Here is a 24985-nt window from a genome sequence, read left to right as displayed (position 1 = left end):
CACCCTTCGTCGGTGAGCGCACGGGGTGATCGACGGAGACCTCAGTCGCGGTGCACGGGGTCTGCCCGCGACGTGCGCCGACGGAGGAGCGGCAGCAGCCCGGCCGCCGCGGCCACCGCTGCGGCGACGAGGACAGCGGTCGCGTACCCGCCGGTCGCGACCGTCGCGACTGTTCCGAGGATCGCGATGCCGAACCCGCTGCCGAGCGAGAAGGCCACTTCCTGGATGGCGCCGACCTGCCCGGCGTCGTCCTCTGTCGTGGCATCGAACAGGGCGGTCGCGGCGAGCGTCGCGGCGATGCCGAACCCGAGGCCGACGAGCGCAAGCGGCACCGCGACGAGATCGGGGTCGGTGAACAGCCAGGCCATGCCGGCGGCCTGCAGCAGCAGCGCCAGCACGGTCTGCACCTCGGACGCCACCCAGCGGAGCGCGATCGGCGCAATCACCCCGCCGAGCGCGATCGCGACCGCCTGCGGCAGGATCGCGAGGCCCGCCTCGGCCGCGGTCCATCCCCTCGTGTCCTGCAGGTGCAGGCTCACGAGCAGCACGGATGCCGCCGAGACACCGCTCGCCGCGACGATGCGCACGATCGCCGGACTGAATCCGGGCAGCCCGAACAACCGCATGTCGATGAGCGGTTCGGCGAGACGCCGCTGGCGGAGGATGAAGAACACCAGGCTCGCCACGGCGACGACACCGGCGATCGTGGCGGGCACCGGTGCCGCGAGCGCCTCGTGCAGCGCATAGGCGAGAGCGCCGATCGCGACGATGGACGTGAGGATGCTCGCGACATCCCAGGACGGAGGCCGCGAACTGCGGGATTCGGGGACCAGCCAGATCGCCAGCGCGCCGGCCAGCACCGCGAGCGGCACACTCCCCAGCAGCAGCCATCGCCACCCCGGCCCTTCCGCGAGCAGACCGCCGAGGACAGGCCCCAGCGCGCTTCCCGCGCCGAACGTCGCGGTCCACAGACCGTAGGCGAGCACGCGCTCCCTGGCCTGGTACTTCGCCCCGATCGTGGAGACCACACCGGCCACGACGAACGCTTCCGCCACCCCCAGCAGCGCGCGGATCACGATCAACAGCAGCGGGCTCTGCGCGAAGCCGCCGATCGCGTTGAGCACCGCGAACCCGGCGAGCCCGATCAGGACGATCCGCTTGCGCCCGAACGCGTCGCCGATCCGTGCCGCGAGGATGAGGGTGGCCGCGAGGGACAGCGCGTAGACATCCGCGAGCCAGAGCGCCTCGGTGTCGCTCATGGCCAGGTCGCCGCGGATCGCCGGCAGCGCCGTCGACACGCTGCTGATGGCGAGCGCACCGATCAGGATGCCGAGCAGCAGCGGCACCATCGCCAGCCAGAGGCGGAGCGTGGAGCGGGGAGCGTCGGTCGTGGAGGACGCGCTCACATCGACTCGCCGTCGAGGAAGACACCCACGCTGTCGCCGTCGAACACGAACTGCAGCGCACCACCGGACGGGAAGCGGGTGGTCAGCTCCTTCGGGGCGTTGCTGTCGATCGGCATCTCGACGGTGCTGGGGAACACGCCGACGGCGCATCCGGAGTACACCGGGCCTTCGATCGACCACCCCGACGACGAGTCGTAGTCGTCGCGGTCTGGGACCGCACTCGTGGCGATCACGAGGAAGCAGTTCGTGCCGCCGCCGAACCCGTAACTGTAGCCGCTGCTCGTCTCGACGAGCGTGAGCCCATAGAACTCGAACACCGCGGAACTCGGCCCCGCTCCCATCCACCCGGGCGGGATCGCGGCGCCGGGCAGCGGCTCGAGCGTGGCGATCTGCGGGGCCCCTGCGGATGCGGCGACCGGGGTGACGCTCACCAACCCGTAGGTGATCGCCGAGGCGATGGCGGCCGAGGCGGCGATGGCGGCCGCCCACACCACCCGGCTTCCGAACGACGCGGGCCACAGAGGGCGACGCGGGGCGGGTTCATCCGACGTGGCTTCCGGCACCGAGGAATCGCCGTCGGAGGGGGCCGACGGCGCCGGGTCGAACACCTCGAACGCGCGATCCCAGCCGGCTGTCGCAGGCTCCGGATCGCGCACCTCCTCCGGCTCGACCACCGCCGGGGATGCCGTGGAACCACCGCCGGACGCCGCCGCATGCTGCATCGCCTCGAGCTGTTGGAGGCGGCGGAGCGCCGCGGGGTCCTTCTCGATGTCGGCCATCGGGCCGTACGCTCGGGCCCGCAGCGCGCGGAGTTCCTGATCGGTCGCGGTGTCCATCTTCGGCATCGTCCCACATCCCCCGTTCTCAGCCGCAGAGCGCCGAGAGGGAGTCCTTCAGCTGGTCGATCGCCTCGATCGTCTCGGGCGCCTGCAGGTCGGTCATCCTCCCGATCTGCTCGGCGCCGGAGCGGATCACATCGCCCAGCTGCCCGTCCACATCACCGGCCAGACCGTCGAGCGTCGCCACCAGGTCGTCGCGCGCCGCATCGACCTGCTCGGCCGTGGCACCACCCTGGTCGAGCAGGGTCTGATACTGCGCGTAGGCCTCGTCGATCGTGGTGCAGGTCGCGTGCACATCGACGCCGAGCGCATCACCGGCCAGCTGCGTGACGTGCGAGCATCCGGCCAGGAGCCCGACGGCGAGCACGAGAGGAACGACCACGATTCGGCGCATGCACCGAGAGTATCGGCTCCCCCTGACGGTCAGGGCCGGATGGGGGCGGCCGGCGCATCGAGCGGCACGCGCGCGTTGAGCACCACCAGCGCGATGCCTCCGATCGCGGCGATCACGGCGGGGATCCAGAACAGGTGAGGCAGGCCCAGCCAGCTCGACCCGACGCTGCCGAGGAATCCGCCGACCGCGCCGTTGATCGCGTAGGCGCTGAGGAAGACGCTGGTCGCCATCCCCACCCGGGTCGGGACCAGGCGCTGCGCCACGGTGATGCCCAGCACGCCGAACGACGCGATCACACCCGCCATGAGCAGCTGCCCGACGACGAGCATGACGAGGTGTGGGCCGATCGTGTCCGCTGAGGCGTACGACACGTGCGCGGCGACCGCCATCACCGCGCCGCCGAACAGCACGCGCGAGGTTCCGTACCGGGTCGCCAGTCGCGCCGCCACCGGCATCAGGAGGAGTTCGACGAGCGGCTGCAGCCCGATGATCGCGCCGCGCACGCCCGCATCGACGTGGAGCTCGCCGTCCATGTACAGCGGCAGATACGCCAGCTTCACGGTCTCGCCGCACATGATGAGCACATAGATCGCGGTGAAGACCAGCAGGGGCAGCATAGACGTCTCCCGGCGCGGAGCAGATGCGCCGCCGACCGCCGTCTCCGCTTCTTCGCCCGGGTGCCGGAGACGGGTGACGGCCGCGCTCCGCTCCGCGAGGGACGGCGCCTTCGCGCCGATCAGCGGGAGGATCGAGATCAGCACGCAGATCCCGGTCACGAGGAGGAGCGGACGCAGCCCGAGCACGGCGCCGAGCACAGCACCGATGACCGGACCGACGATCCACCCGAATGCCATGGCCATCCGCATCACCGCGACGACCTCGTTGTCGGCGGTCGTGGGCGTGCGGTTCAGCTCGTCGCGCACGGCGGCCTGCAGTTGCGCCGCGCCCGCCCCGGCCATGCTGAGCAGCAGCATGTTGATCGCGAACGGCATCCACGGCTGCATCGCGAACGCCATCAACACCCAGCCGAGGGCCCCTGCGAGCGCGCAGAGGCGGAACACCAAGAGCCGGGACCCCGCACGATCGGACAGCGACCCCACCACGTAGCCGGCGATCGGTGCGGTCAGGTTCGTGAGGAAGTAGAGGCCCGCCTGACCGACGGAGAAATGCAGCTCGTCGACGAGGAAGAGCGTGATCTGCGGCACCGTGATCGAGATGCCGATCCCCGAGATGACCAGGCTGATGAACGCCCCACGCAGCAGGCGCGAGCGCAGGATGTAGCGCGATGCGGAGGGCGGACGCCCGCCAGAGGTGACGGTTCCAGACTGCCGAGCCGCCACGCGGAACCGTCCTTGCTTGCCGGGAGAGAGGGGACGATCCCAATGTATCAACGTGGCTCGCTAGTGGACTCCCCTGGTCCAAACAGTGACGCCATTGCCGGGTGCATCACTCACGCGGAGACGATCATCCGAGGCCACAGAGTCAGTACACCCGGCGGATCTGCTGCGGCCAGCCGCAGGCTTCGGCGAGCCTGCCGCCCCACAGCTTCGCTTCTTCTTCATCGGCGACGTCCACGATCGTCAATCCCCCGATGTACTGCTCCTCGGGGGCATACAGCCCATCGACGATGGTTGCCGAGCCGTCGGAGATGTCTGCCGTGATGGCGGCGTCGGGGTCCTCGTCCACGCCTGCTGCGAAGACGAGAACCCCGGCATCCCGCATCTGCGACACGACGGCGTTCGCGAGAGGGCCGCGCGAGGCGAACCACTCCGGGGTGTGATCTCCGACCCACTGCTGGTTGAAGTAGATGATGTACTGGGTCATCCTGCTCCTCCTCAGGCCATCGTGACGGACGCCGTCAGGAGCTGCCGACGGTGGACTCCAGCTTCTTCATGACCTGGTTGATCGTGAACGAGGCCGACTCCTGGCGGGCGGGGAACTCCGCCAGCGTCGCCAGCATCCGGGCGACGTACGCCTGCGCGGGGATCATCAGGAACACGTGGTCGAGCACCCAGTCCCAATAGGTGTTCGACGTGATGTCCGCACGCTCGAACGGGTCGGTGCGCAGGTTGAACAGCTTCGGGAACCGCAGCTCGATGTACGGCTCCTGCCACACCTGCAGGGTTCCCGCGGCGCGCTGCTCCAGGAACACGAACTTCCAGTTGTCGAAGCGCAGCGCCGTGAGGTCGCCGTCGTCCGACACGTAGAAGAAGTGCCGGCGCGGGCTCTCATCCACGGCCCCGGTGATGTAGTCGAGCTGATTGTGGCCGTCCAGGTGCACGTGGAACTCGGTGCCGTGCAGCGTGGTGCCCGCCTTCAGCCGCTCGGCGATGTCATCGTCCCCCACGGCCGCGAGCAGCGTCACGAACCAGTCGTTGTGGCTCACGATCCCGTTCAGCGTGGTCCCGGCGGGGACGTAGCCGGGCCAGCGGACCATGGCCGGCACGCGGTAGGCGCCCTCCCAGTTGGAGTTCTTCTCGTTGCGGAACGGTGTCATGCCGGCATCCGGCCAGCTGTTCATGTGCGGGCCGTTGTCGGTCGAGTACATGACGATCGTGTTCTCGGCCAGGCCGAGCTCGTCGAGCAGGTCGAGCAGGCTTCCCACCACGTCATCGTGGTCGAGCATCGTGTCGTGGTAGTTCGACTGCCAGCGTCCCGCCCGCCCCTTGCTCTCTTCCTTCGTGTGCGTGCGGAAGTGCATGTGGGTGGAGTTGAACCACACGAAGAACGGGGTGTCTTCCGCGGCCTGCGCCCGGATGAAGTCGGCAGCCGCATCGCGGAACTCCTCGTCGACCGTCTCCATCCGCTTCTTCGTGAGCGCCCCGGTGTCTTCGATGCGCTGCGTGCCATCGGCGTTCGCCCACGAGTGGATGACCCCGCGCGGGCGGAACCTCTCGCTGAACCCGGGGAACTCCTCGTCGGTCGGATAGTCGGGGTGCTCCGGTTCCTCCTCGGCGTTGAGGTGGTACAGGTTGCCGAAGAACTCGTCGAAGCCGTGCGCGGTGGGCAGGTGCTCGTCGCGGTCGCCGAGGTGGTTCTTGCCGAACTGGCCGGTGGCATAGCCGTGGTGCTTGAGGGCATCGGCGATCGTCGGATCCTCGGGCTGCAGACCCAGCTTCGCGCCCGGCATGCCCACCTTCGTGAGCCCGGTCCGATACGGGTTCTGGCCGGTGATGAAGGCTGCGCGACCCGCCGTGCAGCTCTGCTCGCCGTAGTAGTCGGTGAACTTCACGCCCTCTGCGGCGATCCGGTCGATGTTCGGGGTGCGGTAGCCCATCAGCCCGTCGGAGTACGTGCTGAGATTGGCGATACCGATGTCATCGCCCCAGATGATGAGGATGTTGGGCTTCTCCGACATGCGTCGCTCCTTGCGTCACCGGTGAGTACGGGCGGATGCCCTCAGGGGAAGCGAACCAGAAGCCGTCGGCGAAACCCAGCGCCGCTCACTCGGAGCGGGTGAGGCGGAACCCGATGTGCGACATCCCCGTGTCCTCTGCCTGCGGCGAGCGCGCCGCGGGCCGGAAACGCAGGCAGTAGTCGGGCGAGCAGAGGTGGGATCCGCCCTTCAGCACGCGCCGAGGGATATCGGGGAAGCCCTCCTGCGCGCTCGCGGCGGCGAGCAGATTCGTGCGCTTGCCCGCGTCGACGGGGTTGTCGGACAGGCGGATGTGGCGCGGCGTGTAGAAGTCGGTCGTCCACTCCCAGACGTTGGCGATCATGTCGTAGAGGCCGTATCCGTTGGGCGGGTACGAGCCGACGGGTGCGGTACCGCCGACGCCCTGGTTGTCGTAGGGGAAGCGTCCCAGCCACGAGTTGGCCTGCGCGACGCCGCCGGGATACGCCTCGTCCCCCCAGGCGAAGGGCGCGCCGTCGAGTCCTCCGCGCGCCGCGTACTCGTGCTCGGCCTCGGTGGGCAGGCGCATCCCGACCCAGTCGGCGTAGGCGGTCGCGTCCTCGAAAGCGACATGGACGACCGGATGCTGCATCCGCTCGTCGATCGACGAGTCGGGGCCGAACGGCCGACGCCAGAAGGCGCCCGGCTGCCAGCGCCACCAGTTGCGCCAGTCGCGCAGGTCGGTCGGGCCGGCGGTGGGGGTGAACACCATCGACCCGGGGACGAGGTCGGCGGGATCGGCGCCGGCGAACGCGGCCGGATCGAGTTCGCGCTCGGCGACCGTCACGTAGCCGGTGGCGTCGACGAACGCCGCGTACTGCTCGTTGGTCACCGCATAACGGTCGATGAAGAACGACGCGACCTCACGCTCGTGCACCGGCCGTTCATCGGGGTAGAAGTCCTCCGACCCCATCCGGAACGTGCCGCCAGGTATCTGGACCATGTCGCGCGAGTTCGTCACGGGACTCACCCTAGTGTCAGGGTGCCGTGCCGAGGCAGGTCTGATCGCCCTGTCTTCTTCGACCTACGCCTGCGCCCACAGACGCTCGATCGGCACCGGGCGTCCGAGGATGCGCTCGGCGGCGCGGTGCCCCGAGAACAGGGCGGCGGGCACCGTCGCGGGGTCGTCGGTCCAGGTGGCCTCGCCGGCGATGTGCAGCACGTCGCCGACGGGTGTCGCGAGGTCGTCGTGGTCGGCCGTGGTCGATCCGAGCTTCATGTACGCGTAGGAGCCGTGCGAGTAGGGGTCGTCCTGCCAGGCGGTGCGGTGCAGCCCGGTCGGCGCGACGACGCGGTCGCCGTACAGCCGCCGCAGCTGCGCGAGCACCGATTCGACGACGCTCTCGTCGTCCCAGTCCCGGGTGCCCGTGGCGGCGGGTCCCGCGGCGAAGGTCAGCAGCGTGGGCTCGCCGTGCAGCGCGGTGAGGTCGTACCAGGAGTGCCACCACCGGCTCTCCGGTCCCTGCTGGCGGATCGCGTAGACGCCGTCGTCCCAGAAGCGCTCGGGGAACCGCAGGAAGACCTTCTCGAACGCGTTCATCTCGAGTCGGGCGAGCGCGTCGGCGTTCACCGCGGGCAGCGGGGGCACGATCTCGACCGCGCCGGCATGCAGCACGCCGACCGGGAGCGTGACGACAACGGTGTCGGCCGCGAACTCCCCGTGCGAGGTGCGCACCCGCGCGCCGTCCGACCAGTCGATGCCGGTGACGACGTGTTCCAGGCGCACGTCCAGTCCTTCGGCCAGTCGGTCCGGCAGCACACCGTAGCCGTCGGGGAACACGACCTCGTCGCCGTCGATCGAGTCGTCGTCGAGGCCGTGCGCGGCGAGGTCTTCGATCCACGCGCCGTACTGCTCCTCGGAGCGGTGCTCCAGATACTCGCGCACACGCTGCGCACGGTCGGCGCCCCAGTCCTGGCGTGCGAGGGCCTCCTCAGTGACGTCACGGTACGAGGCGTCGGGCACCGAGGCGGCGATCACCTCGACCAGGGTCGCATCGGCGGCGTGCACATCGGCGGCGAACGCCCGCGCCTCGTCGTCGGTGAGCTTCCGGCCGTCGGGGCCGTAGTAGGCGATGGGGCGGCTGTCGACCTGGTATCCGCCGACCGTGAACTCGACCGTGCGCATGCCGAAGGCGGCGGCGGCCGCGGCGACCGGGTTGTCGGTCACGCCGTGGATCCACGAGGCGCCGAGGTCGGTGGCCTCTGCCGTGCGGTCGGTGTGCACGCGGCCGCCCGTGCGGTCGCGCGCCTCGAGCACGATCACTCGACGTCCTGCATCCTGCAGCAGCCGTGCGGCGGTGAGCCCCGACACCCCAGCTCCGACCACGATGGTGTCGACGTGCTCCATGAGTCCTCCTCAGACGCGACCGTCGATCGTCGAGCGAAGCCCGCGATCCCGGCGGCTCCAGAATATCGTCGGGCGTGATGTGGGCGGAAGGCGCTCGGCGGGCGCAGGCTCAGTGCCAGTCGACGGCTTCCAGCACCGGCCACGCCCCGTCCGAGGTGTTCGCGATGACGGTCGCGGTCTCTCCCGAGAGCGGATCGTGCCAGGTGCGGGCCGAGACCCCGGCGTCGTACCCCTCGAGGATCACGAGCTCCGACTCCCATCCGCGCCAGAATCCGCGTCCGTAGCGGAGGTTCTCGTCCTCGACCCGATGCCGGGGCTCGAGGAGCGCCGACCGGGTGGCCGCCGAGACGATCCGGTCGCCGAAGAACGCCGCCCAGAAGGCAGCCAGATCGGCCGCGGTGGTCGCCGCACCCCCGTCCCCGCTGCCACGAACCGGCAGGTGCAGGACGTTCGTGCGGTCATCGTCGTCGCCGAGATAGCCGTGGGCGAGGTCGCCGGGCATCTCGTCGGTGCGCGGGTAGGAGGTGGATGCCATGCCCGCGGGCGTGAACACACGCTGGTGCACGAGGTCGTGGAACGGCACGCCGGAGGCTCGCTCGGCGACCAGCGCGAGCAGCACGAACCCGCTGTTGCAGTAGGCGAAGGCCGAGTCTGGCGCGCTCATCTGCGCACGACCGTCGAGCACCGGGATGTACGCCTCGGTGTCGACGAACTCGTGCACCGGGCGCTCCAGCACGTAGTCCGTGACCTCGCCGTCGGACTCGTCGAGGTAGTCGCCGATCCCCGAGGTGTGCGCGAGCAGGTGCCCGACGCTCACGGCGTCGTCGATGAGCGGAAGGTCGGCGCCGAGCAGCGGCCGCACCGGAGTGTCGAACGAGAGGATGCCGTCATCGATCAGCGCACCCACGGCGAGTGCGGTGAAGCCCTTCCCCACACTCGCCACCGCGCACCGGCTCCCGGTCTCCATGGGCAGCCGCCGTGCCCGGTCGGCGAAACCGTAGGCGCGGGCGAACGGCTCCTCCCCCGGCCGATCGACGCGGATGACCCCGCTGAATCCGCTGGTCTGTGCCGCATCGTCCAGGGTCGAAGCCACGTCGCTCGTCATGACCTCCACGTAACCATGCGGCGGGAGGGTCGGCAACTCAGCCGGCGGCGATCCAGGGGCGGGTGAAGCCGAGCACGGCGCTGCCGTCGGTGTCGGCGAGGGACACCCCCACGAACCGGCTCGCGCCCTCGGAGCTCTGCCAGCGGAAGCGGTACTCGTCGGCCAGGGCCGCCGCGGCGATGGCCGCCCCGGCGGACTCCGCGGACTGGGCGTTCGCGAAGGCTCCGGCGGTGCGGGCGAAGTAGGCGTCCAGCAGAGTGCCGTAGGGGCCCCCGAGCTCGGGGCGGACCGCATTCGCGACGAAGGCACTGGCGACCGCCGCGGGTTCCATCACGCTCACGCGCACCCCGAAGCGCTCGGCGACCACGGCGAGTGACTGCATGAACCCCTCCACGGCGAACTTGGCCCCGCAGTACGCATCGGCGAACGGCTGACCGACCGCGCCGCCGACACTCGTCACGGTGAGGATGCTGCCGCTGCCGCGCTCCCGCATCGCCGGGAGCACGAGCTTGGCGAGATTCACGGGCGCCAGGTAGTTGACGTCGAGCTGGGCCTGGATCTGCGCCATCGTCAGCTGTTCGGCGGTGCCCACGCTCCCCTGCCCGGCGTTGTTCACGAGCACGCGGATGCCGCCGACCTCCGCCTCGACGTCGGCCACGAGCCGAGCGGCCGCCTCGTGGTCGACGACGTCGAGAGCGCGCACGTCGATGTCGACGCCCGCCGTGGCAGCCGCATCTCGCAGCGCCCCGGCCCTCGTGGTGTCGCGCATCGTCGCGACGACCCGCAGCCCCCGCTCGGCCAGTGCCACGGCGGCGTGCAGCCCCATACCCGATGAGGTCCCGGTGATCAGTGCGATGTCATCCATGAGGTGACTCTATGACCGCTCTTGACCCGCGGGGAAAAACACATATAGTTAGGTCAATGCCTAAGTATCAGGATGACCTCGACGCCGTGCTCCGCGCTCTCGCGGATCCCACGCGCCGTGCCGTCGTGGAACGGCTGGCCGTGTCGCCCGCGGTCGTCTCCGAGCTCGCCGAGCCGTTCGCGATGGCGCTGCCGTCGCTCATGCAGCACCTCCGCGTGCTCGAAGACGCGGGAGTGGTCGTCTCGGAGAAACACGGGCGCGTCCGCACCGTGACGCTCCGTCCGGGGGCCCTCGACGTGTTGCACCTGTGGCTCGGCCAGCAGCGCACACCCGCAGAGCATCAGGCCGACCGACTCGGCATCCACCTCACCCGCACCGCTCCGAAGGAGAACTGACATGTCCCGCATCCGCATGGATCTCTTCACCTCGCTCGACGGCTTCACACCGTCCGATGCGACCCCCGACAACCCGATGGGCGAGGACTGGGGCCGGCTCACGGCCGCGTACACCGCGACCCGCACGTTCCGCGCGAAGATCTTCGGCGACGACAGCGGGAAGGGCACCACCGGCGTCGACGACCGCTACGCCGCGGCGTTCTTCGACGGTGTCGGGTCCGAGATCATGGGCGCCGGGATGTTCGGACTCCACAGCTTCCCCGACGATGCGGACTGGAAGGGATGGTGGGGCGCCTCGCCGCCGTTCCACACGCCCGTGTTCGTGATGACGCACACCGCACCGCGCCCCTCGATCCCCATGGAGGACGACACCACGTTCCACTTCCGCGACGACACGATCGAGAACCTCCTCGCCGAGGCGGTGCAGGCGGCGGGCGGACAGGACGTCCGCATCGGCGGCGGCTACCGTACGGCGCGCGCCTTCCTCCGCGCGGGCCTGGTCGACGACCTCCACCTCATGATCACGCCGATCTTCCTCGGCCGCGGGAATCGGCTCTGGGACGACCTGGTCGGCATCGACGCCACCCACCAGGTGACGTCCGAGGTCGCCGAGAGTGGCGTGATCCACGTCCGTCTGACGCGATAGGGCGCCGCGATGACGATCGAACGCCGGCTCGCCCGCTCCGGTTTCACCCTGACCCGCGACTACCCCGCCACAGTCGCGGATGTCTGGCGCGCTTTCGCCGACGAGCAGCAGAAGCGGAGCTGGTGGGGCGCAGGCGACCACGCCGAGACGCGCGAATGGGCCTTCGACTTCCGCGTCGGCGGACGCGACATCGACGAGGGCAAGTTCCACGACGGACCGCTCTCGCGCTACGAGGCCACCTACACCGACATCGTCGAGCACACGCGCATCGTCACCACGTACGACATGTGGGTCGACGGGGAGCACATGTCCACCTCGCTGGCGTCGCTCGAGTTCGAGCCGACCGCGGACGGCACCCGCTTCACGCACACCGAGCACGGCGTGTTCTTCGACCGGTTCTGGGCCGACGGCGCAAGACGAGAGGCCGGCACCCGCGGACTGCTCGATGCCTTGGGGGCGTACCTCGCCGATTGACACCCCCGTACGATGGGGGTTCGCGTGAGGTGGATCGCCGCAACGAGGAGGGGGCGCGAATGAGTATGCCGGCTGGATGGTACGACGACGGTTCCGGGCGTCAGCGCTGGTGGGACGGCGCGCGGTGGACCGACCACTTCGCCCCGGGGCAGGCCGCGGGCCCCGCGGTACCGGCGCCGGGAGCGGCGGTGACGGGCGCTCCGCTCGCCACCACTCCACGATCGCCGGTTCTGGGGTTCGTCGGACTGGGCCTGGCCGCGCTGGGCACGGTCCTCGCCTGCATCCCGCTGCTGTTCGGCATCGGCGTGGCGGTGCTGCTGGCCGGTTTCGTGGTGTCGCTGATCGGTCTGTTCATGAAGGGCGCGGCGAAGTGGCCGTCCATCGTCGGCCTGATCCTGTCGGTCGCGGGCGGGGCGATCGGAACCATCGTGCTCGTCGTCACGCTCCTGGTGAATGCGCCCGGTCTGATCGACTCGGCTCTCCCCACGAACAACCCGCCCTCGGCGCCGGCCGAGGGGTCGGACCCACCCGCCGACGCGAGCGGGAACCGTCCGTCTCCCGCGGAGATCGGCGCGGCCGCCCAGGAGATCAATCGCGCGAACGGGCTGACCACCTATGACGACATGCCCGACTTCTACCCGTGCGTCGGACAGTACGTCTACGACTCCGAGCTTTCCGACGACAGCGTCGAACTCCTCGTCGCAGGCGCGGAACCGCTCGCGTCCGAACGCGAGCTCGCCGTCCAGGTGATCGGGGACGCCACCCTGACCTGCGATCCTCAGGGCTGATCCACACCCGACGCCGTCGGGGCGTTCCGAGAGCCGCAAACCCACCTCGTCAACCCCTGCGGTGCATGTCGCCGGGTCTCAATAGGGTGGAGGGATGACGAGCATGGTGGAACTCGATGACCTGATGACGAGCCTGCCGGCGCTGTTCGGTCGAGTGCAGCGCGAGCAGACGATGACACAGGAGCAGCTGCAGGCAGAGCTCGCGAACCTCGGCCTGCACAAGCCGGTCTATGACGACGGCCTGCCCGAAGACGACGAGGTCGACGAGCACCTGTGGGTGCGCGCGCCGCTGGCCGGGGTGGACGATGAAGCGGCAGCGGAACGGCGGCTGCGGACGGCGATCTCCCGGAAAGCGGGGAAGACCATCGGGTCCGACAAGCACTGGGACCTCGGTCCGTTCAAGGTGACCGCCCGGGTTCGCTCCGGCGGTGAGCTGGAGCTGTGGTTCGTCTCCACGTACTCGCTGCGCGTGCTGCGCGATGCAGCGAAGGACTTCCTGGACGGCGCGGACGGGATGACCTGGCTGCTGACGCACGGGCTGATCGACGCCGACACCGAGCCGAGCGAGCGCGGGATCTGGCCGAAGCCGGCGTGGGTGTCGCAGCATCCGACGGCCCAGATGCTCCCGGACGGATCCGTGAGTGCCAGCCTGTTCTTCCCGGCGGCTCGACGCCCGCCGGGTGTCACCGCGAAGACCGACGACGACGCGTACGCGGCCACCCTCGCCTACCTGGAGGAAGCGCTCGGCGAGCGTGACGACCCGTCCCCGAACCGCACACCGGTGTGGAGCCGTGGACGACGGAAGTTCACGTTCTATCGGATGCGTTCCTCCTCCCGGTCGGCCCGGTTCGGGCACATCGGGTCCGAGGAGTCTGGGGCGGGCGAAGCGGCGAGCGACTCATGAGCTTCACCCCGCTGCGGTCCCGCTCGCGGTCGCTGAGCCCGTGGTTCCGGTCGCACCCCGACCAGTTCGTCGCGGAGCGCTCCGGCCCGCAGATGATCTTCTGGGCCATCACCGCCGCGATCATGGTCGTCGTCGCCCTGCTCGTGTACCTCAACCCGAACGCGACGGTCGAGTTCCTCGGCGGACGCGTGAAGTCCGGGCTCGCGATCGCTGCGGCCTTCGCGCTCCCGCCCGTGATCTTCGTGGTGTGCGTCGTCATGATCCTTCGTCGGGCCCAGCGGTGGCGGATCCGTGGTGGCGCGGTGCTGTCCAATCCGGTCGTCGTCGGTGTGGATGCCTCGTTCCCGGTGGGAACCCTGGTCGCAGCGATCCGTGACGGCGAGGACGACGCGATCCAGGCGGCACTGACCTCCGCGCACCGGCGGCTCGGCGACGCATGGATCGTCACCGCGTACTCGTCCGAGGCCGACCGAGTGGTGTACGTCGGGGTGCTGCGAGTGGACGGCGACACCGTCTGGATCGACGACGAGCCCGTGCGCGTCGACCGGTACGTCGACCTGAAGCGCCTCGACGCTGCTGCGGTGCGAGCCGCGGGTCGAACGGAGGAGGCGCAGCCTCATGTCGACTGAAGAGTTGAAGAGCGGGCTGCACACGACGCTCGACGGGGTCGATTACCGCCTGGTCAGCACCTTCGGCTGGTCGGTGTGGTCGCCGACCCCCGCGCCGGGTTTCACGAAGCGTCCAGGGAAGACCGGCTACTTCCGGGCGATCGATGCTCGGGAGAAACTCCCCTGCTTCGACATCGCGAACCGCGGCACCTACCGCGGCATCGCGGTCGAGGTGGGGTCCAGCACGAAGGGGCGGGTGGTCGCATACGCGAGCGACCCGCGGGCCGGCTCGGCCGGGTTCACGCAGCAAGGTCGCTCCGAGTGGGTCGCACTGATCGACCGCTCCGACCCCGACCTGTCGTTCGAGGAGCGGCGGACCCCGATTCGCGCGCCATGGCTCGGCTAGGCACCCACCGCACTGAGCGCTACTGCACATGGCAGCCGACTTTCGTCAACTCCATCTGCGGCGCCCGGACGGGCTGAACGTTCACTCAGCCATGGACTGCTCAGCCCATCCGGGGGTCTTTGGGGGTCGGCAGGGTCCGGATGACGGCAACCGTCCCGGCCTGAACTCGGCGCGGGTTCATTGCGCACTGATGGCGGCGTCGAAGTACACGTAGTAGTTCGTCGCTGCGGCGTTCTTCACCCAGGCGGCCTCGATCGTGAGCACGTGTGCGCCGAGCGCAAGCCCGCTCTGCTGGAAGATCACCTGCTGGTATTGGTTCGGGGTTGCATACGCATCCACCGTGCCGGCGAACACGCCGTCGAGGTACACGTTCATCACGCCGGCCGTGGCCTGCCTGTTGGCGATGAGATCTATCGATGTCCCGTAGAAGGGGATCTCGACGGTCGCACCCGATGACTGGCCTCTGCGGAGCGTGCCGCCCGAGTACGCCGTACTGGAGAAGCTCGGCCAGTTCCCGGTGTACCGAAGCGAGGTGGAGTCATCCTGGATCGTTCCGCTCGTCGGTTGTACGACGAAGAGGGAGGACGATGGCGTCGACAAGTTGTCGTCGCCATCGACGGCGAACACCACGTAACTCCCGGTCGCGAGTCCGGTCGTGTCGATCGCGGTCGGCACAGCCGCAGTCGCCGGCGCCGTCGCGCCTGAACTCGTCGCTGCAGCGGCGACCGAGGCGACGTCCGCGGCCGTCCCTGCCGGCACGAGGTACAACTCCGATGCCTCATCCGCTGTGGCGACGACGTCTTCGCCCGTCACCAGCGGCCCGGTCGACACGGCGGACAGAGCGGGCGCCAGTGCGGCGCTCTGCACGACTTCGATGTAGTCGAGGGCGATGAACGTGTCCCACGCGGCGGGGCGCGCGGTCCCGGTCACACGCACACTGATCTCGTGCACGCCCTCGCTGAGACGCCCGGTGTCGAACACGAGGTCTTGATAGCGAAGCGGGTTCGCGAAGGTGTCGACCGTCGCCGCGAGTTGGCCATCGACGAACATCTCGGCGATGCCGCTTCCCGGCGTCACCTGCGCATACACCCGCGCCGCACTGCCGTAGAAGAGGAGGTCCGCCGACTCTCCGGCCGCACTGGCCCTCTTCGTCGAGCCCCCGTGATGACTCGCATCGGCGAATGCCCGCCACCCGCTGCTCAACCGCAGTCGTGGATCGGTGTCCTCGACCACGCCCATGTCGGTCGCCAGCAGCACCACCCCCGCGCTGCGCGAGATACCGCCACCGGCATCGATCGCATAGACCCGGTACTCCCCGACGTCGAGCCCCGAGGTGGGGATGCTCACGGAAACACCCGGGGACGCCCCGGACACGGACGCGCCGTCCGCGATCGCGGCCGCCGTGATCGCCGTGGCGTTCTTCGCCGTTCCCGCGGGCACGAGATACACGTCCGCCGCCTTCGAACTCGTGGCGCTGACCGGTTGTCCGGCACCGACGCCGACGGGGACATCGGAGAGCACGGGCAGAGACTCCGTCGTGAACGAGACGTCGATCGTCGCCGCGGGTCCCACCGCCACCGTCGCGGGTCCGGAGACGACATCGACGTAGCCGGACGCGGATGCGACGACGCGCCGCGTGCCGAGCGGCACGCCGCTGATCATGTATGTTCCGAGCGCGTCGGTGACGGCCGTCGCCGAGGGGAAGCCGCTCACCGAGACCGTCGCTCCCGCGACGGGCGCCGCGGCCTCATCCGTCACCGTGCCGGTGAGGGAGCCCGTGACCGGCGCATCGATGACCGGGGACGCGAGCGCGGCGCGGTCCTCGACCGTGTATCCGTGGGCCCCTGTCCACGCGGTGCGCGGGTAGAAGTCCAGTTGCGAGGTCGCGCCGTCGATCGTGAAGCCGGGATCCTGTGTGGCCAACGTTACTGCGGAACCCGTTCCGCGCGGGGCGACGTCTGCGATCTCGTAGCCGCGGGCGGTGCCGTCCGGATGACGAACGATCAGATAGCGACCGACCGCATCTGCCGGCACCGGGGCGTCCGTCACGATGACGTTCGCAGCATCGCCCGCGCTGACGCGCTCGGTGGAGATGACCTGTCCCGCCGCTTCTCCGTCGCCCGCGATCGCGGTCGTACCCTTGCTGAGTCCCGTTCCGTTGACGAGACGCATGTCGACGATGTCGCCATCCACGATCCGGATGAAGCCGAGCTCTCCCGTCATCGAAATGTCGCCGACGGTCATCTCCGACTCGGGATCCTCGGAGTTGCTCAGCAGGATGTCGGTGACGCCGCCGTACGTGATCTGCACCGCCACGGCGCCGTCGGGGCCGCGGTCCACGGGGAGGCGATCCGCCCCTTCGATCGTGGCGGCGGACCCGCTCGCATGCGCCTCGAGCACAGTGGTGAAGGTGCTCGACAGCGCGGTGCCCTCCCTGCGCAGCACGAGCTTGGGCATGGTCTGGTCCTCGAGGATGTCGTTCACGTCGCCGACACGACCCAGCTCACGCGTGTTCTTGATCGACGGTGCGCGCCCGAGGAACAGCTCGTTGTCGCCGTCCTCGAGGAGACCAGTGATCTCGAGGACCGCCCTCTCCGCACCCGTGTCGTCGTAGGTCTCGACCTGCACGTGGTACTGGTCGTCGGGCAGCGCCGCCTTCTTCACGTCGGTCACATAGATGTAGCCGGGGTAGTGGCCTTCCGCGTCACCCGTCTCGCCGGACCCCGTAGCCTCGGTCGCCTCGACCCCCGGAGGGAGGAGGCGGTCGCCGTAGTCGGTGAGCGTGAGGTCGGTCGAGAACTCGGCAGTACCTCCGGCGTAGCCGTTGAGGGTGTACTCGTGCCGCTCGCCGCCCTCGACGCGGAAGACGTCGAGCATGTAGCCGTCGTCGCTTCCGGGGAAGCGGACGAACCACGGCTCCCTGCTGTATTCGTCTGTCTGCGGGTAGGCGCTGGGCTGGGCGGCACGCATCACGCTGATCGGACCGCCGTCCGGCACGAAGCGTTCGATCTGTCCTCCGTCCACCGCGGCGCCGGCGGTGCGCATGTCCGCCCCGTCGACCACGACGGTGTTATGCCCGATGGTGGAAGTCGAGAAGTAGTAGTACTTCGAATGCGTGTATCCGAGGTCGGGCAGCAGCTCCTGACCTTCGTCGAAGAAGCTAAGTGTCAGGGGGTCGAGATGGTTGTGCCCGTACTTCGGCACGAATTGCAGGTAGGTCTGCGCCTGGCTCGCCCCTGTTCCCGATGTCGTGCGGGCGATTCCGGCGGACGGGTACAGGATCGGGGCGCCGGGCAGCGGTGAGGCCACCGTGTTCGCCGCCCACGTGTCCTGCAGCGGGAGCGTGTGCTTGTCCGGATACACGAGAGTGGGGACGAACTGCGACCCCGTCGACAACGCGGGGAAGGACGCCGCCAGGTCGAGGTCGTCGTAGCGCGTGCCGGTGCGCGGGGAGATGTACCCTGCCGGATCGGTATACCCATCGAGCCGCGCGATGGTGGCGAGCAGTCCGCGGTAGGTCTGGTTGTGGTACGAGGTCGTGACCTCGTACCAGGTCCCGTCGGTGAGGAATCGGTTCGCCATGAAGTCCTCGATCCACTCCACGGCGCGGTGGATGTAGTCGGGCTCTCCCAGGATCAGGCCGAGCTCGACGAGTCCATTCCAGATCGGATAGGTGAGGTTGCCGTAGGTGGGCGGGTAGCTCAGGACGTAGTCGAACGAGGGCCGCAGCATCTCCTCACGGACGTAGCTCTCGACGTCGACACCGAGCTCGACGCTGAGCACGTCGAAGGCATCGGTCTGCTGAACAGCGCGATACGCCTTGAGCAGCGGGTCGAGACTGACGAAGTCGTTCACCGACCAGGAGTTCCACATCCCGCCCCAGTAGTTGTAGGGGGCGCCGCTGCTGACGTCCATGGGGAAGTTGTGCCAGCGCTGGTCGGTCGTCGGGACGTAGTTCTGATAGGTCTGCGCGAAGCGATACAGGATGCGTGCCGTCCCGAGCGGGTCGGTGCTCGAGACCTTCTCGGTATCGGTCAGCGCCTTCTCGCGCTGCAGTTGCCAGAGCGCGGCCGAGAGGAAGTACCGTCGCCCCTCGGAGTCCTCGTAGTACGGGTAGTCGACGGGGTTGCCCGTCCGGTCGTACGCCCTGATCGTGTGGGTCTCCGGGTAGGAGGCGTTCGGGTAGACGGTCGAGGTCTTCGTCGCGATCATGCTCTGCCCGTCCGGGGCGAGCGCATAGTGCGCCTCGGGCGACAGCTCAGGCTGTTCGGGGAGCCCGACGAAGCGCATCCCGTTGTGCTCGGGGATGAGGTCGAGGATCGCCTGCACGGTCGGCGAGGCGGGTGCGGAGGCAACCGCGGTCGAACCCGAGGGCGGGGCGGCGGCGAACCCCTGTGCCGCTTCGCCCGCGGCGATGTACGCGGTGCGGTCGAACGTGAACTCGGCGATCCGCGCGGAGGACCCGGTCGTCGCCACCACCCGTACCCGATGCAGACCGTCGACCGTGACAGGGGGGTGGGCGAACTCGAGCGTGGTCCGACCGGATGCCGCGCTCACCGTCGGCGGGGCGAGCGTCTCCCACGCGGAGTCGGCAGCCTTCCACGCGAGCTCATACGTGGGCACGCCACTCGGCGTGTCGAAGCTCAACTCCTTCTGCTCGAGGCCGGTGAAGGCCAAGCGCGGGTCTGCCGGAGCCCACTCCGTCGCCCCCGCTGCCGGTGCACCGAGCATCAGCGTGCCCCACCGCCCCTGATCGACGAGATTCGTCGTGAAGTCGACGCTTCCGCCGTCGCGATCCATGTACCGAGAGGAGACCAGCGGGATCCACGACGCCATCGGCATCGCGCCCGGGTTCGGCACGTGCACGACGTTCAACTGCCACGTATCGCCCTCCGTCGGCGCACCCCCGCCGAGCTCACTCCACGGGATCGAGATCTCGATACTGGTCCGCCCCGAGGCCGTTGCGGTGGCGGTGGTCGCGGCGAGCGCGTTTCGTCCAGCCGCCGGGTCGCCGATGAGGGGGTCACTCCAGGCAGTCGTGAAGGGACCGCTCGGGTTCAGCGCGACCGAGGCCACTCCGTGAACGCTCGTGGCATCGGGGCCGCCGATCACGACCTCGACGGCGGCGATGTCCGCTGCCACCGCAGACGACACGGATCCGCCGATGTAGAGCCCGTCATCGCCGTAGCCGACCCGGTACTCGATCGCCCCGGCGGCCGGCGCCCCTGTGGCAGCGTTCGCGAACGAGGACAAGGGCGCACCGGTCGCCCACGCGGCTTCGGACAGCGTGCCGTCGATCGTCGGCGCCGCAGTCCACTCCTCGGCGATGGCCTGCTGCGTGGTGAGCGCGATCTCGCCGATGTTCGTGAAAGGTGAGAGGGGGGCGAGCGGCACGAGCACCTGCGCCTGCGCCTGCGCGGGGATACCACCGCCCGCGACAACGGCGGCGGACAGGAACAGAGCGAGAGGTGTGACGCGACGCATAGGGAGACCCTTCATTGGGTGTTCATGTACACGAACGATGTCCAGCTGTATGAACCAGAGCGTAGAGCGAGGTGCCGCCGCGCGTCAAGACTGCTGACGACCGAGGTCACTCAGCGACGGATGGACCGACCGGCGGCGAGGTCTGCACCGGCCGCCCCTCGACGCACCACCGGGCGTCCGCCCACGAAGACGTGCTCGATCCCCGTCGACGGCGTCACCGCGGCGAAACTGCCTCTGTCCGTGATCGTCCTCTCGTCCAGCACGGTGATGTCGGCGTCGAAGCCCACGGCGATCCGCCCCTTGCGCTGCATCTGCGGCACGAACGGCGCGAGCATCTCAGCCGGGAGGGTCGAGGTTCTCAACACGGCATCATGCAGCGTGAGGACACTGCGCTCGCGAACCAGTCGACCGAATGTCCGCGCGAACGTGCCCACGCTCCGAGGGTGGGTGTGCATGCCCGGCAATAGTTTCACGGCGTCCCGCACGTATGCACCGGACGCATCGACCAGAGGCATGGCATCCGAGGCCACAACGGTCCCCGCCTCCTGGAAACTGCGAGTCACGAGTCTCTCGTCCGCCGGAACACGCTCGTCGAGATAGTCGATGAGACACAGCCCTCCCGGATCCCGCTCACGCAGAAGCGCGAGCTCGGTTGCATCCCTGACCCGTCGTCCCGTCGGCAGATATGTGATCGCATCGGGTTCGATACCGAGCCGCCACAGCTGCGCGGGATCGAGGAATGCAGCACCGATGCCGGTGCTGGATGTCGTGTACGGATACGCCTCCGTCGTGATGCGCCCACCCTGTGCGCGTGCCCGCTCGATGGCGAGCATCACATCGTCGATCAGGCGCAGCGATGTGCTGTTCACGTGGCAGACGTGCAGGTGGACGCCGGTCTCAGCGGCGACATCGACCATCTCCGTGATCGCGTCCAACGACGACGCCGGTCCGGCATTGGACATGTATCGAACGTGCACGAAGACCGTCACGCCCGCCGCGGCGGCGAGCCGCGCGATGTCGAGGACCTCGTTCCGACCCGCCCCGGGACAATAGCCCAAGAGCATCCCGATCCCCAGCGCGCCGGCCTCCAACGCATCGGACATCGCACCGATGACGGCGGTCCGCTCTCGCGCAGAGGCCGGGTGCTGCCAGCGCGGCGAGCGCTGATTGCGCAGCACGAGCTCGGGTGATGACAGCAGACGACCGGACGGTCCCGTCCCTCGCAACGGCACGCCGTCCATCACGTGAAGCCGGGCGGAGGCCCAGCATGCCGAGAAGCCGAAGCCGATGGGTCGGCCTTCACGCTCGGCGTCCGCGTAGTGGTCGGGAATCGGAAGCGCCCCCGCCTCGAGATCGAGAGCGGATGTGACGCCGTCGAATGCCTGCAGCATCAACCCGAGCGGTGTCTGTGCATGGCTGTGCAGATCGATGAAGCCGGGGACCACGGTCAGCCCCTGCGCCTCCACCACCGTCGTCGCCTGGACGGCGGCCGTGCCCACCGCCACGATCCGACCGTCGCGGACCGCGACGTCGGCGACGCCGTCACGCCCGCTGCGCGGGTCAACCACCCTGCCGCCGCGGATGAGGAGGTCGGCATCGACCACCGGAGGGCTCTCGTGCGGCGTCAGCTCCATCGTGCGTCGGTCTCGAAGGGGAATGCGGGCCGCGGTCGATGCTCGTAGGCGAGCGCGGTGATGTCCGACCGGGTCGCACCCGGGGTGTCGGCCCAGATCAGCCGGCTGGCGATCGGCTCGAACGCCGCGCGTGGAGAGTGGACGCCCTTCGCGATGACGATCGGCGTGCGCTGAGGGTCGATTCCGACGATCGAGAACTGCACGCGGCTGAAGGTTCCGGTCCGGTACGACGAGAGAGCGAGGAGGATCCCGTCATCCGTGCGCACGCCGGCCGAAGCACCGACATCGAAGGTCGTCTGGCCGAGATGCGTCGGCGAGCTGTCCTCGAAGACGCCGTCGTGCAAAGCGATCACCTCGCCGTCGATGTCGAACGGCTCACCGTGCGCATCGTCGGTGCGTCCCCCGACTGATATCCGCACGCGCCCGCCCACTCCCACGCGCGCGCAGGCTTCCACGGCGACCGGATCGCTCAACGGCATGGCGACCCCTCGAACACCGAGTGCGCGTGCAGCATGCAGGAGATGCGTGGAGTCACCCGGGCTTCCGGCACCCACGTTGTCGCCGACGTCGAGGACGACCACCGGCCCTTGCCTCTCCGCCTCCGCCTCCGCCTCACGCAACGCGTCTTCGGGAGACATCCGCGAGCCGATCATCTCTTCACGCGCATCCCACACCGACCTCGCCAGTGCATGAGCAAGCTCGTCGGCGGCATCCGACGACTCGTCGGTGGTGACGAGCACGCACATCCCCATCTCCGCCACGTCGGCATAGGGGAACCCCTCGACCAGACTCACCGAGAGCACATCGCTCCGCTTCTCGACCTCCCGCGCCTGCTGCATGAGCGGCACCATCGGCCCTTCATCCGTGCTCTGACACAGAATGTCGATCGCGATCGGAAGCCGCACCAGCGCCATGTTGGGGCGCAACTGCTCGCGCACCATCCTCGCGACCAGACGAGCACAGTCGAGACCCCGGTCTGCAGCATCGATGTGAGGATTCGTCTGGTAGACGGTGATGATCGAGGACATCTCGACCAGAAGCTCCGACACGTTCGCGTGCAGGTCCAGAGTGACGCCGATCGGTACGTCGACGCCGACGACCTCCCGGACTCGACGTGCGAGAGCGCCGTCGGCGTCGCGTTCGACCTCGCTCACCGCGGCACCGTGCAGATCCAGCAGCACAGCATCCCACGGACCCTGCGCACGGATGCCGTCGACGATGCGATCCGCGAGGCTGGTGTAGGCCTCGTGGGTGCTGATGCCGGTGGGCATGATCATCGAGTGGACGATCGGGACCAGTTCGACGTCGTCCGCCTCTTCCTCGAGCAGCAGGAATCCGGCCGCCACAGTGCGTGCTCCACGATGACATCGACGGATCTCCTCCGCCTCGAACACGCCCTGACGCTGCCACGTCGCCAGATCGGCCCGCTCCGCGACGAAGGTGTTCGCCTCATGCACGAGACCTGCGATCGCGATCCTCATGCGACCCCTTCCTTTCCCTGTTCTTCCCGTTGTCCTCCGGTCCGCAGCGGATCACCCACGAGGTGACGGCGAAGGCGATCCGTCACACGGGCGCGTGCGCCGTCCGGCCAGTCGAAGATCCCTCCGCCAGTCTTGGCCCCCAGCCGCCCCTCCTGCACGCGGTCGCGAAGGAGTTGCGGCGTCGTGATCTCTCGAGACAGCGAGGGCGACAGGTACGTCATGATCTCGTCGACAAGATCGAGACCGATGTAGTCGGCGCTTTCGAGCGGACCGACCGCGCCCCACCGGCGACCGATTGTCTCCCGCGCCACCAGGTCGACCGTGTCCGGCGTCGCGATGCCCTCTTCGACGATGCGCACCGCCTCTCGGAGAAGTGCGAACTGCATCCTGTTTCCGACGAAACCCGGTGCGTCGCACACCGGTACCGGCATCTTGCCCGCGGCGCAGAGCCAGCCCTCGACACGGGCAAGCGTGTCAGCCGAGGTGTTCTCGCCCGCTACGACCTCCACGACCCTGATCAGGTGCGGAGGATTCCACCAGTGCACGCCGACGATCCGCTCCGGGGCGAGCGCCTCCGCGGCGATCTCGGAGATCCGCAGGACGGAGGTGTTGGTCGCGAACACGCAACCGCTCTCGACCTCCTCGACCTGCCGGACCAGGTCCTTCTTCACCTCGAGCCGCTCCGGCGCGGCCTCGCACACCAGGTCGGAACCCGCGACCGCGGCGGCCAGCGTCTCGCACAACTGCACCTCGACGGTGCGGTCCTTCCCCAGCGCCTCCAGGTTCTGGGCGATGCGTCCCGGCAGGTCGGCGAGCGCGACCGGATCCGGATCCCACACCCGCACGTCGGCTCCGGCGACAGCGAACACCTGCGCGATCGCGTGACCCATGAGCCCCGCACCCAGCACCGCGACACGAGGCAGGGCGTCGTTCGCGTCGGCCTGCCCGCCCATGTCGTTCATCGCAGCTCCGTGATCGGCGATGGATCCATGTCGTCGAACGACTGATTCTCGCCTGCCATCGCCCAGACGAACGAGTAGGCCGCCGTCCCGACGCCCGAATGCAGCGACCAGCTCGGTGAGATGACGGCCTGACGGTCCGCGATCAGGAGATGACGGGTCTCGCTCGGCTCGCCCAAGAGGTGAACCACCCGCGCGTCAGAAGGGAGGTCGAAGTACAGATAGCACTCCGTGCGACGGGCATGCGTATGCGCGGGCATGGTGTTCCACATCGATCCGGGGGCGAGTTCGGTCACCCCCATGACGATCTGACAGCTGCGCACGCCGTTCTGGTGGATGTACTGGTGCAGACGACGTTCGTTGCCCGTCAGCGGATTTCCGAGCGACCGCGTTGTCCCCTCCCCCGCTGCGACCAGCCGGGCCGGATACGCCTTGTGAGCGGGGGCGGAGAAGAGGTAGAACTGTGCGCCCGACGCGTCGGCCGCATCCGAGAAGATCACCTCGCGCACGCCGCGACCGAGGTAGAGGCACGAGCCGGTCGCGAGGTCGAAGCGCTCACCGTCGGCCTGAACGACGCCGGGACCGCCGACGTTCACGATGCCCACCTCGCGGTTCTCGAGGAAGTACTCGCTGCGAAGCTGCTCGTACGCTGGCAGCGCCAGCGCGGAGCCACCAGGCTCGACGCCCCCGAGCACGATCCGATCGTGATGCGTGTACGTGAGCCTGATCGCGCCGGGCGCGAACAGTCCGTCGACGAGGTAGGCGTCGCGAAGGTCCTGCTGCGTCATGCCTGACACCTGGTCGGGCGCCGTCGCGTGCCGGACATCGATCGCTGTCGCGGTCATGAGGTCTCTCC

The 24985-nt window shown here is 69.0% G+C and carries 22 protein-coding genes; 7 read left to right on the top strand and 15 right to left on the bottom strand.

Annotation, left to right across the window (positions count from 1 at the left end; translation table 11 throughout):
- Positions 1–41: 41 nt before the first annotated feature.
- From WFM69_RS04300 to WFM69_RS04255, 10 genes are all read right to left on the bottom strand, one after another.
- On the bottom strand, positions 42–1406 hold the full coding sequence (locus tag WFM69_RS04300) for an MFS transporter (protein WP_337001980.1): 1365 nt from the start codon (positions 1404–1406) through the stop codon (positions 42–44).
- The gene (locus tag WFM69_RS04295; protein WP_337001978.1) at positions 1403–2251 is read right to left on the bottom strand and encodes a hypothetical protein; all 849 of its coding nucleotides are present in this window, start codon (positions 2249–2251) and stop codon (positions 1403–1405) included. Before WFM69_RS04295 ends, WFM69_RS04300 begins: the two co-directional genes overlap by 4 nt.
- A gap of 19 nt (positions 2252–2270) precedes the next feature.
- Entirely contained in the window at positions 2271–2639 is a 369-nt protein-coding gene (locus tag WFM69_RS04290; RefSeq protein ID WP_337001976.1) for a hypothetical protein, read from the bottom strand.
- Between the two features lie 29 nt (positions 2640–2668).
- A complete protein-coding gene (locus WFM69_RS04285) occupies positions 2669–3979 on the bottom strand; it encodes an MFS transporter (RefSeq protein ID WP_337001974.1) in 1311 nt (436 codons plus the stop codon).
- Positions 3980–4121: 142 nt separating this feature from the next.
- Positions 4122–4463 carry a YciI family protein gene (locus tag WFM69_RS04280; protein ID WP_337001972.1) on the bottom strand — a complete coding sequence of 114 codons (342 nt, stop codon included), beginning with the start codon at positions 4461–4463 and terminating at the stop codon, positions 4122–4124.
- A 34-nt stretch (positions 4464–4497) separates the two neighbouring features.
- Positions 4498–5997, bottom strand: coding sequence for an arylsulfatase (locus WFM69_RS04275; protein ID WP_337001970.1), 1500 nt, complete (start codon positions 5995–5997; stop codon positions 4498–4500).
- 85 nt (positions 5998–6082) lie between these two features.
- The gene (locus tag WFM69_RS04270) at positions 6083–6976 is read right to left on the bottom strand and encodes a formylglycine-generating enzyme family protein (protein ID WP_337002106.1); all 894 of its coding nucleotides are present in this window, start codon (positions 6974–6976) and stop codon (positions 6083–6085) included.
- Positions 6977–7057: 81 nt separating this feature from the next.
- The gene (locus WFM69_RS04265) at positions 7058–8380 is read right to left on the bottom strand and encodes a flavin monoamine oxidase family protein (RefSeq protein WP_337001968.1); all 1323 of its coding nucleotides are present in this window, start codon (positions 8378–8380) and stop codon (positions 7058–7060) included.
- Positions 8381–8489: 109 nt separating this feature from the next.
- A complete protein-coding gene (locus WFM69_RS04260; RefSeq protein WP_337001966.1) occupies positions 8490–9473 on the bottom strand; it encodes a serine hydrolase domain-containing protein in 984 nt (327 codons plus the stop codon).
- A gap of 49 nt (positions 9474–9522) precedes the next feature.
- On the bottom strand, positions 9523–10350 hold the full coding sequence (locus WFM69_RS04255; RefSeq protein WP_337001964.1) for an SDR family NAD(P)-dependent oxidoreductase: 828 nt from the start codon (positions 10348–10350) through the stop codon (positions 9523–9525).
- 56 nt (positions 10351–10406) lie between these two features.
- On the opposite strand from WFM69_RS04255, the gene WFM69_RS04250 reads away from it, so the two are divergent.
- The 7 genes from WFM69_RS04250 to WFM69_RS04220 all read left to right on the top strand — a co-directional run bounded on the left by WFM69_RS04250 (position 10407) and on the right by WFM69_RS04220 (position 14571).
- Positions 10407–10745, top strand: a complete 339-nt coding sequence (locus tag WFM69_RS04250) for an ArsR/SmtB family transcription factor (RefSeq protein ID WP_337001962.1) — start codon at positions 10407–10409, stop codon at positions 10743–10745.
- 1 nt (position 10746) lies between these two features.
- Positions 10747–11391, top strand: coding sequence for a dihydrofolate reductase family protein (locus WFM69_RS04245; RefSeq protein WP_337001960.1), 645 nt, complete (start codon positions 10747–10749; stop codon positions 11389–11391).
- 9 nt (positions 11392–11400) lie between these two features.
- A complete protein-coding gene (locus WFM69_RS04240) occupies positions 11401–11865 on the top strand; it encodes an SRPBCC domain-containing protein (protein WP_337001958.1) in 465 nt (154 codons plus the stop codon).
- A gap of 59 nt (positions 11866–11924) precedes the next feature.
- Entirely contained in the window at positions 11925–12653 is a 729-nt protein-coding gene (locus tag WFM69_RS04235) for a DUF2510 domain-containing protein (protein WP_337001956.1), read from the top strand.
- Between the two features lie 94 nt (positions 12654–12747).
- On the top strand, positions 12748–13557 hold the full coding sequence (locus WFM69_RS04230; RefSeq protein ID WP_337001954.1) for a hypothetical protein: 810 nt from the start codon (positions 12748–12750) through the stop codon (positions 13555–13557).
- A complete protein-coding gene (locus tag WFM69_RS04225) occupies positions 13554–14186 on the top strand; it encodes a hypothetical protein (protein WP_337001952.1) in 633 nt (210 codons plus the stop codon). The genes WFM69_RS04230 and WFM69_RS04225 overlap by 4 nt, the downstream gene beginning before the upstream one ends.
- Positions 14176–14571: a hypothetical protein gene (locus tag WFM69_RS04220; RefSeq protein ID WP_337001950.1), complete on the top strand. Its 396-nt coding sequence runs from the start codon at positions 14176–14178 to the stop codon at positions 14569–14571. Before WFM69_RS04225 ends, WFM69_RS04220 begins: the two co-directional genes overlap by 11 nt.
- 177 nt (positions 14572–14748) lie before the next feature.
- Here WFM69_RS04220 and WFM69_RS04215 read toward each other — a convergent pair whose 3' ends face one another.
- From WFM69_RS04215 to kduI, 5 genes are all read right to left on the bottom strand, one after another.
- Positions 14749–20055 (bottom strand): carboxypeptidase regulatory-like domain-containing protein, encoded by a 5307-nt coding sequence (locus WFM69_RS04215; protein ID WP_337001948.1) that lies wholly within the window; start codon positions 20053–20055, stop codon positions 14749–14751.
- A 110-nt stretch (positions 20056–20165) separates the two neighbouring features.
- Positions 20166–21689, bottom strand: coding sequence for an amidohydrolase family protein (locus WFM69_RS04210; RefSeq protein WP_337001946.1), 1524 nt, complete (start codon positions 21687–21689; stop codon positions 20166–20168).
- On the bottom strand, positions 21680–23170 hold the full coding sequence (locus WFM69_RS04205; protein WP_337001944.1) for a M81 family metallopeptidase: 1491 nt from the start codon (positions 23168–23170) through the stop codon (positions 21680–21682). The genes WFM69_RS04210 and WFM69_RS04205 overlap by 10 nt, the downstream gene beginning before the upstream one ends.
- Positions 23167–24132: a 3-hydroxyacyl-CoA dehydrogenase family protein gene (locus tag WFM69_RS04200; protein WP_337001942.1), complete on the bottom strand. Its 966-nt coding sequence runs from the start codon at positions 24130–24132 to the stop codon at positions 23167–23169. Before WFM69_RS04200 ends, WFM69_RS04205 begins: the two co-directional genes overlap by 4 nt.
- Positions 24129–24974, bottom strand: coding sequence for a 5-dehydro-4-deoxy-D-glucuronate isomerase (kduI, locus tag WFM69_RS04195; RefSeq protein WP_337001940.1), 846 nt, complete (start codon positions 24972–24974; stop codon positions 24129–24131). Before kduI ends, WFM69_RS04200 begins: the two co-directional genes overlap by 4 nt.
- Between the last annotated feature and the right edge of the window lie 11 nt (positions 24975–24985).

It is taken from the genome of Microbacterium sp. LB12 (assembly GCF_037150835.1).
Taxonomy (GTDB): Bacteria; Actinomycetota; Actinomycetes; order Actinomycetales; family Microbacteriaceae; genus Microbacterium.
This window is presented reverse-complemented; position numbering and strand designations above follow the sequence as displayed.

Bases quoted from the DNA above. Each gene is read 5' to 3' on its own strand.
- WFM69_RS04225 (WP_337001952.1), top strand. From the start codon at position 13,554: ATGAGCTTCACCCCGCTGCGGTCCCGCTCGCGGTCGCTGAGCCCGTGG.
- kduI (WP_337001940.1), bottom strand. From the start codon at position 24,974: ATGACCGCGACAGCGATCGATGTCCGGCACGCGACGGCGCCCGACCAG.
- WFM69_RS04230 (WP_337001954.1), top strand. From the start codon at position 12,748: ATGACGAGCATGGTGGAACTCGATGACCTGATGACGAGCCTGCCGGCG.
- WFM69_RS04200 (WP_337001942.1), bottom strand. From the start codon at position 24,132: ATGAACGACATGGGCGGGCAGGCCGACGCGAACGACGCCCTGCCTCGT.
- WFM69_RS04250 (WP_337001962.1), top strand. From the start codon at position 10,407: ATGCCTAAGTATCAGGATGACCTCGACGCCGTGCTCCGCGCTCTCGCG.
- WFM69_RS04245 (WP_337001960.1), top strand. From the start codon at position 10,747: ATGTCCCGCATCCGCATGGATCTCTTCACCTCGCTCGACGGCTTCACA.
- WFM69_RS04275 (WP_337001970.1), bottom strand. From the start codon at position 5,997: ATGTCGGAGAAGCCCAACATCCTCATCATCTGGGGCGATGACATCGGT.
- WFM69_RS04270 (WP_337002106.1), bottom strand. From the start codon at position 6,976: ATGGTCCAGATACCTGGCGGCACGTTCCGGATGGGGTCGGAGGACTTC.
- WFM69_RS04295 (WP_337001978.1), bottom strand. From the start codon at position 2,251: ATGCCGAAGATGGACACCGCGACCGATCAGGAACTCCGCGCGCTGCGG.
- WFM69_RS04255 (WP_337001964.1), bottom strand. From the start codon at position 10,350: ATGGATGACATCGCACTGATCACCGGGACCTCATCGGGTATGGGGCTG.
- WFM69_RS04205 (WP_337001944.1), bottom strand. From the start codon at position 23,170: ATGAGGATCGCGATCGCAGGTCTCGTGCATGAGGCGAACACCTTCGTC.
- WFM69_RS04280 (WP_337001972.1), bottom strand. From the start codon at position 4,463: ATGACCCAGTACATCATCTACTTCAACCAGCAGTGGGTCGGAGATCAC.
- WFM69_RS04235 (WP_337001956.1), top strand. From the start codon at position 11,925: ATGAGTATGCCGGCTGGATGGTACGACGACGGTTCCGGGCGTCAGCGC.
- WFM69_RS04240 (WP_337001958.1), top strand. From the start codon at position 11,401: ATGACGATCGAACGCCGGCTCGCCCGCTCCGGTTTCACCCTGACCCGC.
- WFM69_RS04215 (WP_337001948.1), bottom strand. From the start codon at position 20,055: ATGCGTCGCGTCACACCTCTCGCTCTGTTCCTGTCCGCCGCCGTTGTC.
- WFM69_RS04220 (WP_337001950.1), top strand. From the start codon at position 14,176: ATGTCGACTGAAGAGTTGAAGAGCGGGCTGCACACGACGCTCGACGGG.
- WFM69_RS04290 (WP_337001976.1), bottom strand. From the start codon at position 2,639: ATGCGCCGAATCGTGGTCGTTCCTCTCGTGCTCGCCGTCGGGCTCCTG.
- WFM69_RS04265 (WP_337001968.1), bottom strand. From the start codon at position 8,380: ATGGAGCACGTCGACACCATCGTGGTCGGAGCTGGGGTGTCGGGGCTC.
- WFM69_RS04210 (WP_337001946.1), bottom strand. From the start codon at position 21,689: ATGGAGCTGACGCCGCACGAGAGCCCTCCGGTGGTCGATGCCGACCTC.